We start from the raw sequence: 15,968 nt of genomic DNA, 5'->3' as shown, positions 1-15,968 counted from the left end.
AGATAACCGGGTTTATCCCGAATTTGCCGGCTGGCGGCGTCCCGGCCGTTCAACCCGCGACGTCTTCCGCCTTCCAGTCCCCCGACTTGCCGCCGCGCTTTTCCCGCACGCTCACGTCGGTGATCACCATCCCGCGATCGACCGCCTTGCACATGTCGTAGACAGTCAGCAGCCCGACCTGCACGGCGGTCAGCGCTTCCATCTCGACGCCGGTGCGGCCGAACGTTTCGACCTGGACGACGCAGTGGACGCCCGGCAGCGTGTCGTCGAGTTCGAAGTCGACGGCCACGCGCGTCAGCGCGAGCGGGTGGCACAGCGGAATGAGGTCGGCCGTGCGTTTGGCGCCCTGGATGGCCGCGATGCGCGCGACGCCGAGCACGTCGCCTTTCTTGGCCTTGCCGTCGCGGATCAGCGCGAACGTGGCCGGCAGCATCCGGATCGTGCCGCGCGCGATCGCGATGCGTTGGGTTTCCTGCTTGCCGCCGACGTCGACCATGTGCGCATGGCCGGCGGCGTCGAAATGGGTGAGTCCTGACATGTCATGCTCCGTCTCAACGGGCGCCTATCATAGCAGCGGCGTTCGCGTCGCCGGGGGCGCAGATGACGCATGCGCGGCACGAGACAGTCGTCGCAGCGCCGGTACAATGACCCGAATATTCAGACCAAACGCCGCGATGCGCGCCCGGCGCGCGGGACGGCGTCGTTTTCCTCCTGCCATGCGTGTCAAACAGTTGCTTGCCGTGTCGCTGTCGGCGGCGCTCGCGCTACCGCCGAGCGGCCATGCGCAGAGCGCGTCCGCGCCGCCGCTCGAGCCGGCGACCGGCGATGCCCGGTCGATTTCCACCGTGCCGTCCGGCATCGCGACCGGCGTTTTCGGCACCTACGGCGGCGCGGAGAGCCGGTTTTCGGACACGGGCGGCGCGTCGGCGCCGGCCGCGAGCCTGCGTGCGCCGCTTCGCGCGCTTGAGCTGCCCGATCTCGGCGACGGCTCCGGCGGTTCGCTGACGCCGCGGGCCGAGCGCCGGCTCGGCGAGCGCGTGATGCGCGAAGTGCGGCGCGACCCCGACTATCTCGACGACTGGCTCGTGCGCGACTACCTGAACGCGATGGCCGCCCGGCTCGCCGCCGCGGCGGCCGCGCGCTTCATCGGCGGCTATACGCCGGACTTCGACCTGTTCCCGGTGCGCGATCCGCAGATCAATGCGTTCTCGATGCCGGGCGGTTTCATCGGGATCAACAGCGGGCTCGTCGTCACGACGCAGACGGAGTCGGAGCTTGCGTCGGTGGTCGGTCACGAGATGGGGCACGTGCTGCAGCGGCACATCGCACGGATGATCGGCGCGAGCGAGAAGACGGGCTACACGGCGCTCGCGACGATGCTGCTCGGCGTGCTGGCCGGCGTACTCGCGAGAAGCGGCGATCTCGGCAGCGCGATCGCCGTGGGTGGGCAGGCGTATGCGGTGGACAACCAGCTGCGCTTCTCGCGTTCGGCCGAGCGCGAGGCCGATCGCGTCGGCTTCCAGCTGCTGGCGGGCGCGGGCTACGACCCGTACGGGATGCCGGGCTTCTTCGAACGGCTCGACCGCGCGTCGATGGGCGATGCGGGTGTGCCGGCCTATGCGCGCACGCACCCGCTGACCGGCGAGCGGATCGCCGACATGGAGGATCGCGCACGCCGCGCGCCGTACCGGCAGCCGCGCCAGTCGGCCGAATACGGGTTCGTGCGCGCGCGGCTGCGCATCCTGCAGAACCGGGCGCCGACCGACATCGCGGCCGAAGCGCGCCGAATGCAGCTCGAGATCGACGACCGCACGGCGCCGAACGTCGCGGCGAACTGGTACGGCATCGCGCTCGCGAACACGCTGCTCGGCCAGTACGACGCGGCGGACAAGGCGCTCGCGGCGGCACGCGGCGCATTCGATGCGCGCGAGCGGCGCGACAACGATCCCGCGACCAGCTCGCCGAGCCTCGACGTGCTGGCCGCCGACATCGCGCGCCGCGCGGGCCGGACCGACGACGCGGTGCGGCTCGCGGCGCTCGCGCAGCGGCGCTGGCCGGCGTCGCACGCGGCGATCGTCGCGCACCTGCAGGCGCTGATCGCCGCGCGCCGTTTCGCCGAAGCGCAGGCGCTCGCCCGCACGCAGGCGAAGGCCGATCCCGAGCAGCCGGACTGGTGGGACTATCTCGCGAAGGCGAGCGACGGCAAGGGCGACGTGCTCGCGCGGCGCCGCGCGCTCGCGGAGAAACTCGCGCTCGACGGCGCATGGCCGTCGGCGATTCGCCAGTTGAAGGAAGCGCGCGATGCGAAGGACGTGTCGTTCTACGAGCAGTCGATCATCGGCGCGCGGCTGCTGGAATTCGAGGCGCGCTACAAGGAAGAGCGCGAGGACGACAAAAATGGCCGCAGTTAGCGGCCCGCGCACGGCGAACGCGGGAAGGGCGGCTGCGGGTCAGTTGCCGCCGTCGACCGCGTCGCGTGCCTGTCGTGCCGGACTCGCGACGTAGCCGAACCGAGCGGGCACGTCCGCGCAGACGATGGTGTCGAGCGGCAGCGTGCGGCCGTCGCGCCAGCGCAGCACGGGCGGCGCGGCATCGAAATCCGCGTGATCGGCGAACAGCCCGAGGTCGTGGTCGTGCAGCGCCGCGATGCGCGGCGGCGTGCCCGCATCGCGGAACAGCACGCCGCCTCCGTCGTCGAGCCAGGCTTCGTCCGGTTCGAACGGCGCGCCCGTCTGGTCGGTGAGCGCGAGCTGCCCGTCGCGCTCGGCGAGCCGGACGACCCACGGCGTATAGGCGAGCTCGACGTACACGCGCTGCGGCCCGTTCTGGAAGAACCACTGGCCCTGCGCGTCGCATTCGTAGTTGCGGCCGATGAACGCGTTCAGCGCCGCATGCCGGATCGGCGAGCCGAGCTCGCCGGCCGCCTGCGCCGCGTCGTCGCGCAGCCGCCATTCGCCGCGCCGGTCGAGCAGCAGCCAGCCGGTGCAATGCGGCACGTTCGGCCATTTGGCGAGCGCCTGCCTGACGATGTCATCCATGGTCGACGAATTTCGAGCAATAGCCGAACACCCGCGCCGACAGCCAGTCGAGGCGGCCGGGGAACGGCCCGGTCATGAATCCCGCGTGTCCACCTGCCGCGGGCTGGTCGAGCTCGACGGTCGGCGATACGTCGGCCGGGCCCGGTAGCGCCGATTCGGGCAGGAACGGGTCGTTGCGGGCGTTGAGGATCAGCGTCGGCACGTTGATTGCGGGCAGCAGCGGCCGCGTCGTCGCCTTCGTCCAGTAGTCGTCGGCGTCCGCGAAACCGTGCAGCGGCGCGGTCACGATCTCGTCGAAGTCGCGCATCGTCACGGCCTGCAGCATCGCGTCGCGGTCGAACAGCCCCGGATACTGTTCGAGCTTCGTGAGCGCCTTGCGCTTGAGCGTCTTCAGGAAGCTGCGCGTGTAGACCATCGCGAACCCCTGCGACAGTGCGCGGCCGCCTGCGTGCACGTCGAGCGGCGTCGAGATCGCGGCGGCCGCCCGCAGGATCGACGTATCGCTGCGATGCTCGCCGAGCCAGCGCAGCAGCACGTTGCCGCCGAGCGACACGCCGGCCGCGACCAGCGGCCCGCGATGCTGCGCGGCGAGCCGGCGCAGGATCCAGTCGACCTCGGCGCTGTCGGCGAGATGGTAGAAACGCGGCTGGCGGTTGATCTCGCCGCTGCAACTGCGGAAGTTCGGCACGACGGCGTGCCAGCCTTTCGCGCGCGCGGCGGCCATCATCGCGAGCGCGTAGTGCGAGCCGGAACTGCCTTCGAGGCCGTGGAACAGCACGAACAGCGGCGCATCGGGCCGCGGCGCCGCGCTGTCGAGATGGGCGACCCAGTCGAGATCGATGAAGTCGTGATCGGGCGTTTCCCATCGCTCTCGCCGGTATGCGACAGCCGGACGCCGCGCGAACAGCGCGGGCACGATGGTTTGCGCATGGCTGTTCGGCAGCCAGCGTGGTGCGCGATAGCGCAATGTGTCGTCGTCCGGGGCAGATGCCCCGGTCAGCGACGAGGTGGGCGGAGAAGCCGTACTCATGATCGCCCCGCGTATGCGTTGCTTCGTCTTTTCGTCAGTGCAGCGGGCCCTGCCCATGACGGATCTTCGCGGCGAACTGCCCGGCCGCTTGTTCGGGAATCGGGCTCGCGTGGATGTGCGCGATGCGCCACTCGCCACGTTCGTGGATCATCACATACGTCGCGAAAACCATGTCGGGTTCGGCCGTCAGGTCGGCCTGCTGATGCGCCTCGGCGATCGTATAGACGACCGTGCCGAGGCTGTCGTACACGCGGATGTCGAGCGGTTCGATTGTCACGGGGCGCGTCGCGAGCCGGTTGGCGAGCCCGCTGCGGATCTGGTCGAGGCCGTGCAGATGCTCGCCGTCCGCCCACACGCAGCTGGCGAAATCCTCGTCGATCCACAACGCCAGCAGTGCGTCGAGATTGGCATCCGCGACGGCCTGATAGTAGGCGTTCAGCGTATCGGCAGCGGCTTCGAAGAGGCGGGCAAAACGTGGCATCGGGGTTATCTCTCGCGCGCGTCGCGCGCCGTATTCAGCACGGCGGCCCGGATGGGGCCGCCGTACACCGGTGAATCGGATTGCCCGGCGCGTCGTGCGACGCTGCCGGTCAGGGTCAGCGCTGCCCGACGAGCATGCCGCGCAAATCGCCGAATACCTGCTCGGGACCGAGTTCGCGCAGGCACTTCAGATGGCCGAGCGGGCACTCGCGTTCGAAGCAGGGACTGCATTCGAGATGCAGCCATTGTACCTTCGCCAGGTCCGACAGCGGAGGGGTGTGGCGCGGATCGGTCGATCCGTACAGCGCGACGAGCGGCCGTCGCAGCGCGGCGGCGACGTGCATCAGCCCCGAATCGTTGGTGACGACCGCGTTCGCGCGCGCGATCAGCGCGCAGGCCTCGGACAGCGACGTCTGCCCGCACAGGTTGCGCACGTTCGGCGCGTGGTCGGCGATCGCCTGCGCGGCCGCGGCATCCTTCTGCGAGCCGAGCGCGACGATCTGCGTGTACGGGAACGACTGGTGCACGATCGTCGCGAGCGACGCGAAGTGCTCGGGCGGCCAGCGCTTGGCCGGGCCGTATTCGGCGCCCGGGCAGAACACGACGAGCGGCTTGCGTGTATCGAGATTGAAACGCGCGGACACGCGCGCCGTCTCGTTCAGGTCGGCGTCGAGGCGCGGCGCGGGCAGCGTCTTCATCGACTCGGGCAGCTTCGCGCCCGGCGCGTACGCGAGCGCCGCGTAGTGGGTCGTCATCGGCGGCCGCTCGCCCGACTTGGTCGGGTTCGCGTGCCGCACGTTCAGCAGCCCGTAGCGGTGCTCGCCCGTGTAGCCGATCCGCAGCGGGATGTTCGCGAGCCACGGGATCACCGCGGACTTCAGCGAATTCGGCAGCACGTACGCCGCGTCGTAGCCGACGTCGCGCAGGTCGCTCGCGAGCTGCCAGCGGCGCAGCAGCTGCAGCTTGCCGTGCGCGAGATCGGTCGCGTAGACATCGTGGATCTCGGGCATCCGCTCGAGCACGGGCGCGACCCACGAGGGCGCGACGGCATCGATCGCGATGCGGGGATGGAGTTTCTTCAGCAGCGCAAAAAGCGGCTGCGCCATCAATGCGTCACCGATCCAATTCGGTGCGATAACCAGCGCTCGACGCATCAGGTCGACTTCCGATGTCGTAATGAAGCACGGCGCGCGGGCGCCGCGTTCGGGTTGCCAGAATGGAGAAGGGCGGCGCGCCGGGCATCCGGCTGCGCCGCCTCGCGAGTCGGCGGGCCCGCGGGCCCGGCCGCCCGGGGTCAGTGGCCCTTGACGACCTCGCCGTCGCGCAGCTTGTAGCGCGTGCCGCAGTACGGGCAGCGTGCCTCGCCGTGAGAGACGTCGATGAAGACGCGCGGGTGCGCGCTCCAGCGCGCCATGGCCGGGTTCGGGCAGTACGCGGGAAGATCCTTGGCCGTCAGCTCGACCAGCGGCATTTCCTTGATTTCACTCATGAGACTTTCTCTTATCACTCTTTTGTGGGGCGGTCGGGGGCGCGGCGCGCTCAGACCTTCGTCAGCCAGTGCGCGTACTTCGCGTTCTTGCCCGTCACGATATCGAAAAACGCCGACTGGAGCTTTTCCGTGACGGGGCCGCGCGCGCCGCTGCCGATCGTACGGTTGTCGAGCTCGCGGATCGGCGTGACTTCAGCGGCGGTGCCGGTGAAGAACGCTTCGTCGGCCGTGTAGACCTCGTCGCGCGTGATGCGCTTCTCGATCACCTCGATGCCGGCGTCCTTCGCGAGCGTGATGATCGTGTCGCGCGTGATGCCGTCGAGGCACGACGACAGGTCGGGCGTGTACAGCTTGCCGTTGTTCACCAGGAAGAAGTTCTCGCCGGAGCCTTCCGACACGTAGCCGTCGACGTCGAGCAGCAGCGCTTCGTCGTAGCCGTCGGCCGTCGCTTCCTGGTTCGCCAGGATCGAGTTCACGTACCAGCCCGACGCCTTCGCGCGCACCATCGACACGTTCACGTGGTGGCGCGTGAACGACGACGTCTTCACGCGGATGCCCTTCGCGAGGCCGTCCTCGCCGAGGTACGCGCCCCACGGCCACGCGGCGATCGCGACGTGGATCGTGTTGCCCTTCGCCGACACGCCGAGCTTTTCCGAGCCGACCCAGATGATCGGGCGCAGGTAGCCCGACTCGAGCTTGTTCTCGCGCACGACTTCGAGCTGCGCGGCTTCGAGCGTTTCACGGTCGAACGGCACGTCCATCTGGAAGATCTTCGCCGAATTCAGCAGACGTTTCGTGTGCTCGCGCAGGCGGAAGATCGCCGTGCTGCCGTCGGCCGCCTTGTACGCGCGCACGCCCTCGAAGACGCCCATGCCGTAGTGCAGCGTATGGGTCAGGACGTGGATCTTGGCGTCGCGCCAGTCGATCAGCTTGCCGTCCATCCAGATCTTGCCGTCGCGGTCGGCCATTGACATAGGATTCTCCTGGGATGCGGTTGTGTGCAGCGTTGAGCCGGAAAGACGCTTATTTTAGCGTCATTTGGCGACGATCCGGTCGGTCGGCGCGGGGGCGGCGCTATAATCGCCCGGTACCGATTCCAATAACGATGGGGCGTACCGGCAGGAGGCGCCGGCGTCCCGACGAACCGCCCGCTGCGGCCCGCTTTCCCATGCTCGCTCGATTGTCCGCCACCGACCGCTTCGCGCTGATCCAGGGCGCGCGCGACTATTCCCCGACACTGATGGCGATCCTGTCCTGGGGGCTCGTCACCGGCATCGCGATGAGCAAGTCGGTCATGACGCTCGGGCAGGCGAGCGCGATGTCGCTGCTCGTCTACGCGGGCTCGTCGCAGCTCGCGGTGCTGCCGCTCCTCGCGGCGAAGCTGCCGATCTGGACCGTGCTGCTCACGGCCGCGATGGTCAACACGCGTTTCGTGATCTTCAGCGCCGGGCTTGCTCCCCATTTTTCCTACCTGCCGCTGTGGCGGCGTCTCGCGATCGGCTATTTCAACGGCGACGTGATCTACCTGCTGTTCCAGAAGCAGGGCTTCGCCTACGGCCAGGTGCCGGGCAAGGAAGCGTATTTCTGGGGAATGGCGCTCGCGAGCTGGGCGTCGTGGCAGGTGTCGTCGCTCGCCGGCATCCTGCTCGCGAGCTTCTTCCCCGCGAGTTGGGGCCTCGAGCTGGCCGGCACGCTCGCGCTGATCCCGATCATGGTGTCGGCGGTCGCGAACCGCTCGACGCTCGCGGCCGTCGCGGTCGCGGGCATCGTGTCGCTCGTCGCGTTCGACCTGCCGTACCGGCTCGCGCTGCCGCTGGCGGTGCTCGCCGCGCTCGCGGCCGGCTGCTCGGCCGATTTCTTCGTCGAACGGGCCGACTGGCGGCGCATCCGCACCGAAACCGTGCACGAAAAGGAGATCGAATGAGCGCGACGGAGATCTGGATCGTCATCGTCGGGATGACGATCGTCACGGCTGTCACGCGCGCGCTGTTCCTGATCGGCGGCGAGCGCACCGTGCTGCCCGAACGCGCGCAGCGCGCGCTGCGCTACGCGCCGGCGGCCGCGCTCGTCGCCGTCGTGCTGCCCGACGTGCTCGAAACGCCCGCCGGGCTGTCGTTCGCGCTGTCCAACCATCCGTTCTACGCGGCGCTCGCCGGCCTCGGCTGGTTTTTGTGGCGGCGCAGCATGCTCGGCACGATCGTCGTCGGGATGCTCGTCTTCACCGTGCTGCGCCTGATCTTCTGATAGGCCGTCGTTCCGGCCGGTCGGGCGCCTGCCGCCCGCGCGGGTGCATTGCTGCATTGCGGCAATGTGTCCGTTCCCGCACGCGATCCCAAATAGGCGGAATTCGCCGCCGCACGGGTCAGTGTGCCGGGTGGATCGGCTAGAATGCCCGTTCGAGATTTTTTACCCGTGCGCGTCATGCGAACCGCCAGCCACGGCCGCATCCGGCGCCCTTTCGCGGCAGCCCGCGCACATCCAGCGTGAACCCCCTTTCCCCATCCACTACTTCAATCTGTTCAACATGAGCCAAGTCAAGCGTCTTACCGACCTGATCGCCGCCGGCCAGCTCGCCGGCAAGCGGGTGTTTATCCGCGCCGACCTGAACGTCCCGCAGGACGACCAGGGCAACATCACCGAGGACACCCGCGTGCGCGCGTCCGTGCCGGCCATCCAGGCCGCGCTCGACGCCGGCGCGGCCGTGATGGTCACGTCGCACCTCGGCCGCCCGACCGAAGGCGAATTCAAGCCGGAAGACTCGCTCGCGCCCGTCGCGAAGCGCCTCGCCGAGCTGCTCGGCCGCGACGTGCCGCTCGTCTCGAACTGGGTCGAAAACGGCGTGAACGTCGCGCCGGGCCAGGTCGTGCTGCTCGAGAACTGCCGCGTGAACAAGGGCGAGAAGAAGAATTCGGACGAGCTCGCGCAGAAGATGGCGAAGCTCTGCGACGTGTACGTGAACGACGCGTTCGGCACCGCGCACCGCGCGGAAGCGACCACGCACGGGATCGCGAAGTACGCGCCGGTCGCGTGCGCGGGCCCGCTGCTGGCCGCCGAACTCGACGCGCTCGGCAAGGCGCTCGGCAACCCGGCCCGCCCGCTGGTGGCGATCGTCGCCGGCTCGAAGGTGTCGACCAAGCTGACGATCCTGAAGTCGCTGGCCGAGAAGGTCGACCAGCTGATCGTCGGCGGCGGCATCGCGAACACGTTCATGCTCGCGGCCGGTCTGCCGATCGGCAAGTCGCTCGCGGAAACCGACCTCGTCGGCGACGCGAAGGCGATCATCGACGAAGCGCGCAAGCGCGGCGCGTCGGTGCCGATCCCGACCGACGTCGTGACGGCCAAGGAATTCTCGCCGACGGCCGTGGCCACGGTGAAGCAGGTCGCCGACATCGAAGCGGACGACATGATCCTCGACATCGGCCCGGATACCGCCAAGGCGCTCGCGAGCCAGCTCGAGAAGGCCGGCACGATCGTATGGAACGGCCCGGTCGGCGTGTTCGAGTTCGACCAGTTCGGCAACGGCACCAAGACGCTCGCGGAAGCGATCGCCAAGTCTTCCGCGTTCTCGATCGCGGGCGGCGGCGACACGCTCGCGGCCATCGCGAAGTACGGCATCCACGACCAGGTCAGCTACATCTCGACGGGCGGCGGCGCCTTCCTCGAGTTCCTCGAGGGGAAGAAGCTGCCGGCGGTGGAAGTGCTCGAAACGCGGGCGGCCTGAGCGTGGCGGCGCGCGCAGGGGTGACGAAGGCCGCGCGCTCCGCGAAAGCGGAGCAGCAGGCCGGCGCGGGCAAGCGCAAACGCGCGCCCGCGCGGGCGAACACCGCCCCGCGCGCACCGGCGGCCGCCGGCGACGCGGCCGTGCAGCACCACGAAATTCAGAACAAAGCGATGCCGGGCGCAAGCACCGGCACGCCCCCCGGAACGGCCGCCGCTGGGCCCGCCGCTTCCGGCTCTCGCAGCGTTTCACCCAGCGCATCCACCTTGATCCAGATGAGGAGTTTCATGCAGCGCGCCACCAAGATAGTCGCCACGATCGGCCCGGCTTCCAGTTCGCCGGAGATTCTGCTGCAGATGATGCAGGCGGGCCTCGACGTCGTGCGGCTCAATTTTTCGCACGGCACGGCCGACGATCACCGCCAGCGCGCCGAGATGGTGCGCGAGGCTGCCCGCAAGGTCGGCCGCGAGATCGCGATCATGGCCGACCTCCAGGGCCCGAAAATCCGCGTCGGCAAGTTCGAGAACGGCAAGACGACGCTCGTGCCGGGGCAGCCGTTCATCCTCGACGCGGCTTGCGAGCTCGGCAACGACGAGCGCGTCGGCCTCGACTACAAGGAACTGCCGCGCGACCTGCGCCCGGGCGACCTGCTGCTGCTGAACGACGGCCTGATCGTGCTGACCGTCGAGCGCGTGCTCGGCGACGAGATCCACACGACCGTCAAGGTGGGCGGCGAGCTGTCGAACAACAAGGGGATCAACCGCCAGGGCGGCGGCCTGTCGGCGCCCGCGCTGACCGCGAAGGACATGGAAGACATCCGCACCGCGATGTCGCTCGGCGCGGACCTCGTCGCGGTGTCGTTCCCGAAGAACGCGACCGACATGGAAATGGCGCGTCAGCTCGCGAACATCGCGGGTGCGCCGTACGGCATCAAGCCGAAGATGATCGCGAAGATCGAGCGCGCGGAGGCGATCCCGGCGCTGCAGAGCATCCTCGACGCGTCCGACGGCATCATGGTCGCGCGCGGCGACCTCGCGGTGGAAGTGGGCAACGCGGCCGTGCCGGCGCTGCAGAAGCGGATGATCCGGATGGCGCGCGAGTCGAACAAGCTCGTGATCACCGCGACGCAGATGATGGAATCGATGATCTACGCGCCCGTGCCGACCCGGGCGGAAGTGTCGGATGTCGCGAACGCGGTGCTCGACGGCACCGACGCGGTGATGCTGTCGGCCGAGACGGCTGCCGGCAAGTACCCGGTCGTCACGATCGAGACGATGGCGGCCGTGTGCGTCGAGGCGGAAAAGTCGGAGCACGTCGAGCTGGACAAGGATTTCCTCGACCGCACGTTCACGCGCATCGACCAGTCGATCGCGATGGGCGCGCTGTTCACCGCGTACCACCTGGGCGCGAAGGCGATCATCGCGCTGACCGAATCGGGCGCGACCGCGCTGTGGATGTCGCGTCACTACACGCACGTGCCGATCTTCGCGCTGACGCCGCGGGTCGGCAGCGAGCGCACGATGGCGCTGTACCGCAACGTGACGCCGCTGCACGTCGAATTCAACAGCGACCGCGACTCGGCGCTGCAGGCGGCGCTCGAGATCGTCGTCAAGCAGGGTTACGTGCAGCACGGCGACATGGTCGTGCTGACCGTCGGCGAGCCGATGGGGCAGGCGGGCGGCACCAACACGCTGAAGATCGTGCGGGTCGGCGAGCACTATTGAGCGCCGATTGAGCACCTGACCGGCCTGCGGGCCTGCGGGTCGGCGGTCCGGCGGTCCGGCGATCCGGTCGATCCCATTCGATCGGGCACTGTTTTTCACGCAAAAGCCGCGCGGGGTCCGAAGCCCCGCGCGGCTTTTTTCTCTTTTTTGCCCGAATTGTGCCGTGCGAACGTAACAAATTGCGAGTGGGCGTCACCGGGCGGTCGGAATCGGAGGCGCTTCGCGATAAAATGCGGCTATTCGACGCTCAGCCGCGCCGCGCCACCCCGGTTTGACCGGGAGCGAGCGCCGCGCCGGCGTCAGGGCGCACCGGTTTTCATTCCAAGGAGTTCCACAATGCCTCTCGTATCAATGCGTCAATTGCTGGACCACGCGGCAGAGCACGGTTACGGCCTGCCGGCCTTCAACGTGAACAACCTGGAGCAGGTCCAGGCGATCATGGCTGCGGCGGACCAGGTCGGCGCGCCCGTGATCATGCAGGCATCGGCCGGCGCGCGTAAGTACGCGGGCGAGCCGTTCCTGCGCCACCTGATCGAAGCAGCGGTCGAGTCGTACCCGCACATCCCGGTCGTGATGCACCAGGATCACGGCCAGTCGCCGGCCGTCTGCATGGGCGCGATCCGCAGCGGCTTCACGAGCGTGATGATGGACGGCTCGCTCGAAGCCGACGGCAAGACGGTCGCGTCGTACGAGTACAACGTCGACGTGTCGCGCAAGGTTGTCGAGATGGCGCACTCGATCGGCGTGACGGTCGAAGCCGAACTCGGCGTGCTCGGCTCGCTCGAGACGATGAAGGGCGACAAGGAAGACGGCCACGGCGCGGAAGGCACGATGACCCGCGAGCAGCTGCTGACCGATCCGGAGCAGGCCGCCGACTTCGTGAAGCTGACGCAGTGCGATGCGCTCGCGATCGCGATCGGCACGTCGCACGGCGCGTACAAGTTCTCGAAGAAGCCGACGGGCGACATCCTGTCGATCCAGCGCATCAAGGAAATCCACGCACGCATCCCGAACACGCACCTCGTGATGCACGGTTCGTCGTCGGTGCCGCAGGAACTGCTGGCCGAGATCCGCGAATTCGGCGGCGACATGAAGGAAACCTACGGCGTGCCGGTCGAGGAAATCCAGGAAGGCATCAAGCACGGCGTGCGCAAGATCAACATCGACACCGACCTGCGTCTCGCGATCACCGGCGCGATCCGTCGTTACCTGTTCGAGAACCCGGGCAAGTTCGATCCGCGCGACTACCTGAAGCCCGCGCGCGAAGCGGCGAAGCAGGTCTGCGTCGACCGTTACCTCGCGTTCGGCTGCGAAGGCCAGGCCGGCAAGATCAAGCCGGTGTCGCTCGACAAGATCGCCGAGCAGTACAAGTCCGGCGCGCTCGCGCAGGTCGTGCGCTGAGACTGTAGTACGATTGCCCCGCCCGAATCTTCCGCAAGGCAGCGGCGGGCCGCCAGGCCGGACCTGATCCGGCCCCAGGCAGTCGTTCCGTCCGGCCGAACGAGGGCCGGCCGGCAGCCGCCCGGGCGCAGTCGCCCGGCCGGTTCGCCGACGTATTGCAAGACCGCCGTTCCCGCCTGCCGCGGGGAACGGCGTTTCCCTTTTTGTTTGGCTCCTTATCTGCGAAAAGACGATGTCTACCCTTTACGAATCCACGCTCCGCTCGCTGCCGCTCCTCGGTCGCGGCAAGGTCCGCGATAACTACGCGGTCGGCAACGACAAGCTCCTGATCGTCACGACCGACCGCCTGTCGGCATTCGACGTGGTGATGGGCGAGCCGATTCCGAACAAGGGCCGCGTGCTGAACCAGATGGCGAACTTCTGGTTCGACAAGCTCGCGCACATCGTGCCGAACCACCTGACGGGCGACGCGCCGGAAGCGGTCGTCGCGGCCGACGAGGTCGAGCAGGTGACGGGGCGCGGCGTGGTCGTCAAGCGCCTCGAGCCGATCATGATCGAGGCGGTCGTGCGCGGCTACCTGGCCGGCAGCGGCTGGAAGGAATACCAGGCGTCGGGCGCCGTGTGCGGCGTGCAGCTGCCGGAAGGCCTGCAGAACGCGCAGAAGCTGCCCGAGCCGATCTTCACGCCGGCCGCGAAGGCCGAGATGGGCGAGCACGACGAGAACATCACGTTCGAGGAAACCGAGCGCCGCATCGGCACCGAGCTGGCCGCGACGATCCGCGACATCTCGATCAAGCTGTACAAGGAAGCGGCCGACTACGCGGCGACGCGCGGCATCATCATCGCCGATACGAAGTTCGAATTCGGCCTCGACAACCACGGCAGGCTGTTCCTGATGGACGAAGTGCTGACGGCCGATTCGTCGCGCTTCTGGCCGGCCGACCAGTACCAGGTCGGCACGAACCCGCCGTCGTTCGACAAGCAGTTCGTGCGCGACTGGCTCGAGGCGCAGCCGTGGGGCAAGACGGCACCGGCGCCGGCGCTGCCGGCCGACGTCGTCGAGAAGACGGCCGCGAAGTACCAGGAAGCGCTCGAGCGCATCACGGGCCAGTCGCTCGCCTGAGCGAGCTTTGGATGGGACCGGAGTGAGTGCTGAAGCGCTAACTCTGGTCGACCGCCGTGGGGCTGGAGTAAGCGCTGAAGCGCCAACTCCAGCCAGCCACGGCATGGGACCGGAGTAAGTGCTGAAGCACTGACTCCGGTCGACAGGAAATAACGAAATGAGTGAAGTCCAGACCGCCCACACGCACAACGCGCCGCTCATCGGCGTGCTGATGGGTTCGAGTTCCGACTGGGACGTGATGAAGCACGCGGTAGCGATCCTGCAGGAATTCGGCGTGCCGTACGAAGCGAAGGTCGTGTCCGCGCACCGGATGCCCGACGAGATGTTCGACTATGCGGAGAAGGCGCGCGAGCGCGGACTGCGCGCGATCATCGCGGGCGCCGGCGGTGCCGCACACCTGCCTGGCATGCTTGCCGCGAAAACCACGGTGCCGGTGCTCGGCGTGCCGGTCGCGAGCAAGTATCTGAAGGGTGTCGATTCGCTGCACTCGATCGTGCAGATGCCGAAGGGCGTGCCGGTCGCGACGTTCGCGATCGGCGAGGCCGGTGCCGCGAATGCCGCGCTGTTCGCGGTGTCGATCCTGTCCGGCACGTCGGTCGACTATGCGAACCGGCTCGCCGCGTTCCGCGTGCGCCAGAACGAAGCCGCGCACGCAATGGTGCTGCCGCCGCTGGAATGACGGCGCACCGGCGGCCGCGCGTCGCGGCTGCCTGACCTACCACTGCGGCGGGCAGCGCCCGCCGCGACCGACCACTGACATGACCGCAACTCCTGATTCCGTTTCCCCGATCCTGCCCGGCGCGTGGCTGGGCATGGTCGGCGGTGGCCAGCTCGGCCGCATGTTCTGCTTTGCCGCCCAGTCGATGGGCTATCGCGTCGCCGTGCTCGATCCCGATCCGACGAGCCCCGCCGGCGCGGTCGCCGACCGCCACGTGCGCGCAGCCTACGACGACGAAGCCGCGCTCGCCGAACTGGCCGACCTGTGCGAAGCGGTGTCGACGGAGTTCGAGAACGTGCCGGCCGCGAGCCTCGATTTCCTCGCGCGCACGACGTTCGTCGCGCCGGCCGGCCGCTGCGTCGCGGTCGCGCAGGACCGGATCGCGGAGAAGCGTTTCATCGAGGCATCGGGCGTACCCGTCGCGCCGCACGTCGTGATCGAATCGTCGGCGGCGCTCGCCGCGCTCGACGATGCCGCGCTCGACGCGGTGCTGCCGGGCATCCTGAAGACGGCGCGCCTCGGCTACGACGGCAAGGGCCAGGTACGCGTGAGCACCGCGCAGGAAGCGCGCGACGCGCATGCGGCGCTCGGCGGCGTGCCGTGCGTGCTCGAGAAGCGCCTGCCGCTGAAATACGAAGTGTCGGCGCTGATCGCGCGCGGCGCGGACGGCCGCTCGGCTGCGTTCCCGCTCGCGCAGAACGCGCACCACAACGGCATCCTCGCGCTGACCGTCGTGCCCGCGCCGGCCGCCGATGCCGCGCGCGTCGAAGAGGCGCAGCAGGCGGCCGTGCGGATCGCCGACACGCTCGGTTACGTCGGCGTGCTGTGCGTCGAATTCTTCGTGCTGGAAGACGGTTCGTTCGTCGCGAACGAGATGGCGCCGCGCCCGCACAACTCCGGCCACTACACGGTCGATGCGTGCGCAACGAGCCAGTTCGAGCAGCAGGTGCGCGCGATGACGCGCATGCCGCTCGGCAACCCGCGCCAGCATTCGCCGGCCGCGATGCTGAACATCCTCGGCGACGTGTGGTTCCCGAATGGTGCCGCGGCCGATGCCGTCACGCCGCCGTGGGACACGGTCGCGGCGATGCCGACTGCGCACCTGCACCTGTACGGCAAGGAAGACGCGCGCGTCGGCCGCAAGATGGGTCACGTGAACTTCACGGCCCAGACGCGCGACGAAGCCGTCGCCGCAGCTACCGCGTGCGCGCAGTTGCTGCGCGTGCCGCTCGACTGAGGCGCCAGCC

General features: G+C 68.6%; 17 protein-coding genes. 9 read left to right on the top strand and 8 right to left on the bottom strand.

The genetic code is table 11. The features are described from left to right. Window positions 1–49: 49 nt before the first annotated feature. Window positions 50–538 carry a cyclic pyranopterin monophosphate synthase MoaC gene (gene moaC, locus ACTRWB_RS26555; protein WP_048242655.1) on the bottom strand — a complete coding sequence of 163 codons (489 nt, stop codon included), beginning with the start codon at window positions 536–538 and terminating at the stop codon, window positions 50–52. A gap of 178 nt (window positions 539–716) precedes the next feature. Here moaC and ACTRWB_RS26550 point away from each other — a divergent pair, with 178 nt between their 5' ends. Next, window positions 717–2,411 (top strand): M48 family metalloprotease, encoded by a 1,695-nt coding sequence (locus ACTRWB_RS26550; protein WP_446903584.1) that lies wholly within the window; start codon window positions 717–719, stop codon window positions 2,409–2,411. 39 nt (window positions 2,412–2,450) lie between these two features. On the opposite strand, the gene ACTRWB_RS26545 is transcribed toward ACTRWB_RS26550, so the two are convergent. The 6 genes from ACTRWB_RS26545 to ACTRWB_RS26520 form a co-directional block, all read right to left on the bottom strand. Continuing rightward, on the bottom strand, window positions 2,451–3,038 hold the full coding sequence (locus ACTRWB_RS26545; protein WP_446903583.1) for a DUF2946 family protein: 588 nt from the start codon (window positions 3,036–3,038) through the stop codon (window positions 2,451–2,453). After that, window positions 3,031–4,068, bottom strand: coding sequence for a hydrolase (locus tag ACTRWB_RS26540; protein WP_446903582.1), 1,038 nt, complete (start codon window positions 4,066–4,068; stop codon window positions 3,031–3,033). Before ACTRWB_RS26540 ends, ACTRWB_RS26545 begins: the two co-directional genes overlap by 8 nt. A 34-nt stretch (window positions 4,069–4,102) precedes the next feature. Then, window positions 4,103–4,549: a nuclear transport factor 2 family protein gene (locus ACTRWB_RS26535; protein WP_034178922.1), complete on the bottom strand. Its 447-nt coding sequence runs from the start codon at window positions 4,547–4,549 to the stop codon at window positions 4,103–4,105. A 115-nt stretch (window positions 4,550–4,664) separates the two neighbouring features. Beyond that, on the bottom strand, window positions 4,665–5,702 hold the full coding sequence (waaF, locus tag ACTRWB_RS26530) for a lipopolysaccharide heptosyltransferase II (protein ID WP_027785312.1): 1,038 nt from the start codon (window positions 5,700–5,702) through the stop codon (window positions 4,665–4,667). Between the two features lie 140 nt (window positions 5,703–5,842). Then, complete coding sequence (locus tag ACTRWB_RS26525; RefSeq protein WP_006749970.1) at window positions 5,843–6,037, bottom strand: zinc-finger domain-containing protein; 195 nt, start codon at window positions 6,035–6,037, stop codon at window positions 5,843–5,845. A 50-nt stretch (window positions 6,038–6,087) separates the two neighbouring features. Next, the gene (locus tag ACTRWB_RS26520; protein ID WP_048242651.1) at window positions 6,088–7,011 is read right to left on the bottom strand and encodes a branched-chain amino acid transaminase; all 924 of its coding nucleotides are present in this window, start codon (window positions 7,009–7,011) and stop codon (window positions 6,088–6,090) included. A gap of 194 nt (window positions 7,012–7,205) precedes the next feature. Here ACTRWB_RS26520 and ACTRWB_RS26515 point away from each other — a divergent pair, with 194 nt between their 5' ends. The 3 genes from ACTRWB_RS26515 to ACTRWB_RS26505 all read left to right on the top strand — a co-directional run bounded on the left by ACTRWB_RS26515 (window position 7,206) and on the right by ACTRWB_RS26505 (window position 9,758). Beyond that, window positions 7,206–7,961: an AzlC family ABC transporter permease gene (locus ACTRWB_RS26515; RefSeq protein WP_129512870.1), complete on the top strand. Its 756-nt coding sequence runs from the start codon at window positions 7,206–7,208 to the stop codon at window positions 7,959–7,961. After that, window positions 7,958–8,281, top strand: a complete 324-nt coding sequence (locus ACTRWB_RS26510) for an AzlD domain-containing protein (protein ID WP_059511805.1) — start codon at window positions 7,958–7,960, stop codon at window positions 8,279–8,281. The genes ACTRWB_RS26515 and ACTRWB_RS26510 overlap by 4 nt, the downstream gene beginning before the upstream one ends. Window positions 8,282–8,561: 280 nt before the next feature. Next, window positions 8,562–9,758, top strand: a complete 1,197-nt coding sequence (locus ACTRWB_RS26505) for a phosphoglycerate kinase (protein WP_419685226.1) — start codon at window positions 8,562–8,564, stop codon at window positions 9,756–9,758. A 157-nt stretch (window positions 9,759–9,915) separates the two neighbouring features. On the opposite strand, the gene ACTRWB_RS26500 is transcribed toward ACTRWB_RS26505, so the two are convergent. Next, entirely contained in the window at window positions 9,916–10,044 is a 129-nt protein-coding gene (locus ACTRWB_RS26500; protein ID WP_021164118.1) for a hypothetical protein, read from the bottom strand. On the opposite strand from ACTRWB_RS26500, the gene pyk reads away from it, so the two are divergent. The 5 genes from pyk (at window position 10,043) to ACTRWB_RS26475 (ending at window position 15,958) form a co-directional block, all read left to right on the top strand. Continuing rightward, window positions 10,043–11,479, top strand: coding sequence for a pyruvate kinase (pyk, locus tag ACTRWB_RS26495; RefSeq protein ID WP_048242793.1), 1,437 nt, complete (start codon window positions 10,043–10,045; stop codon window positions 11,477–11,479). The two genes, ACTRWB_RS26500 and pyk, sit on opposite strands and share 2 nt — an antisense overlap. Window positions 11,480–11,815: 336 nt before the next feature. Further along, window positions 11,816–12,880 carry a class II fructose-bisphosphate aldolase gene (fba, locus tag ACTRWB_RS26490; protein ID WP_047898922.1) on the top strand — a complete coding sequence of 355 codons (1,065 nt, stop codon included), beginning with the start codon at window positions 11,816–11,818 and terminating at the stop codon, window positions 12,878–12,880. Between the two features lie 232 nt (window positions 12,881–13,112). Then, window positions 13,113–14,003 carry a phosphoribosylaminoimidazolesuccinocarboxamide synthase gene (locus ACTRWB_RS26485; protein ID WP_048242647.1) on the top strand — a complete coding sequence of 297 codons (891 nt, stop codon included), beginning with the start codon at window positions 13,113–13,115 and terminating at the stop codon, window positions 14,001–14,003. 157 nt (window positions 14,004–14,160) lie between these two features. Then, the gene (gene purE, locus ACTRWB_RS26480; RefSeq protein ID WP_412023107.1) at window positions 14,161–14,682 is read left to right on the top strand and encodes a 5-(carboxyamino)imidazole ribonucleotide mutase; all 522 of its coding nucleotides are present in this window, start codon (window positions 14,161–14,163) and stop codon (window positions 14,680–14,682) included. A gap of 79 nt (window positions 14,683–14,761) precedes the next feature. Beyond that, window positions 14,762–15,958 (top strand): 5-(carboxyamino)imidazole ribonucleotide synthase, encoded by a 1,197-nt coding sequence (locus ACTRWB_RS26475; protein ID WP_193098961.1) that lies wholly within the window; start codon window positions 14,762–14,764, stop codon window positions 15,956–15,958. Window positions 15,959–15,968 lie beyond the last annotated feature (10 nt).

This window comes from Burkholderia sp. YIM B11467 (assembly GCF_052952715.1).
This window is presented reverse-complemented; position numbering and strand designations above follow the sequence as displayed.

Bases quoted from the DNA above. Each gene is read 5' to 3' on its own strand.
- ACTRWB_RS26500 (WP_021164118.1), bottom strand. From the start codon at position 10,044: ATGAAACTCCTCATCTGGATCAAGGTGGATGCGCTGGGTGAAACGCTG.
- ACTRWB_RS26545 (WP_446903583.1), bottom strand. From the start codon at position 3,038: ATGGATGACATCGTCAGGCAGGCGCTCGCCAAATGGCCGAACGTGCCG.
- fba (WP_047898922.1), top strand. From the start codon at position 11,816: ATGCCTCTCGTATCAATGCGTCAATTGCTGGACCACGCGGCAGAGCAC.
- moaC (WP_048242655.1), bottom strand. From the start codon at position 538: ATGTCAGGACTCACCCATTTCGACGCCGCCGGCCATGCGCACATGGTC.
- ACTRWB_RS26535 (WP_034178922.1), bottom strand. From the start codon at position 4,549: ATGCCACGTTTTGCCCGCCTCTTCGAAGCCGCTGCCGATACGCTGAAC.
- ACTRWB_RS26510 (WP_059511805.1), top strand. From the start codon at position 7,958: ATGAGCGCGACGGAGATCTGGATCGTCATCGTCGGGATGACGATCGTC.
- purE (WP_412023107.1), top strand. From the start codon at position 14,161: ATGAGTGAAGTCCAGACCGCCCACACGCACAACGCGCCGCTCATCGGC.
- pyk (WP_048242793.1), top strand. From the start codon at position 10,043: ATGCAGCGCGCCACCAAGATAGTCGCCACGATCGGCCCGGCTTCCAGT.
- ACTRWB_RS26505 (WP_419685226.1), top strand. From the start codon at position 8,562: ATGAGCCAAGTCAAGCGTCTTACCGACCTGATCGCCGCCGGCCAGCTC.
- ACTRWB_RS26540 (WP_446903582.1), bottom strand. From the start codon at position 4,068: ATGAGTACGGCTTCTCCGCCCACCTCGTCGCTGACCGGGGCATCTGCC.
- ACTRWB_RS26520 (WP_048242651.1), bottom strand. From the start codon at position 7,011: ATGTCAATGGCCGACCGCGACGGCAAGATCTGGATGGACGGCAAGCTG.
- ACTRWB_RS26485 (WP_048242647.1), top strand. From the start codon at position 13,113: ATGTCTACCCTTTACGAATCCACGCTCCGCTCGCTGCCGCTCCTCGGT.
- ACTRWB_RS26475 (WP_193098961.1), top strand. From the start codon at position 14,762: ATGACCGCAACTCCTGATTCCGTTTCCCCGATCCTGCCCGGCGCGTGG.
- ACTRWB_RS26525 (WP_006749970.1), bottom strand. From the start codon at position 6,037: ATGAGTGAAATCAAGGAAATGCCGCTGGTCGAGCTGACGGCCAAGGAT.
- waaF (WP_027785312.1), bottom strand. From the start codon at position 5,702: ATGCGTCGAGCGCTGGTTATCGCACCGAATTGGATCGGTGACGCATTG.
- ACTRWB_RS26515 (WP_129512870.1), top strand. From the start codon at position 7,206: ATGCTCGCTCGATTGTCCGCCACCGACCGCTTCGCGCTGATCCAGGGC.
- ACTRWB_RS26550 (WP_446903584.1), top strand. From the start codon at position 717: ATGCGTGTCAAACAGTTGCTTGCCGTGTCGCTGTCGGCGGCGCTCGCG.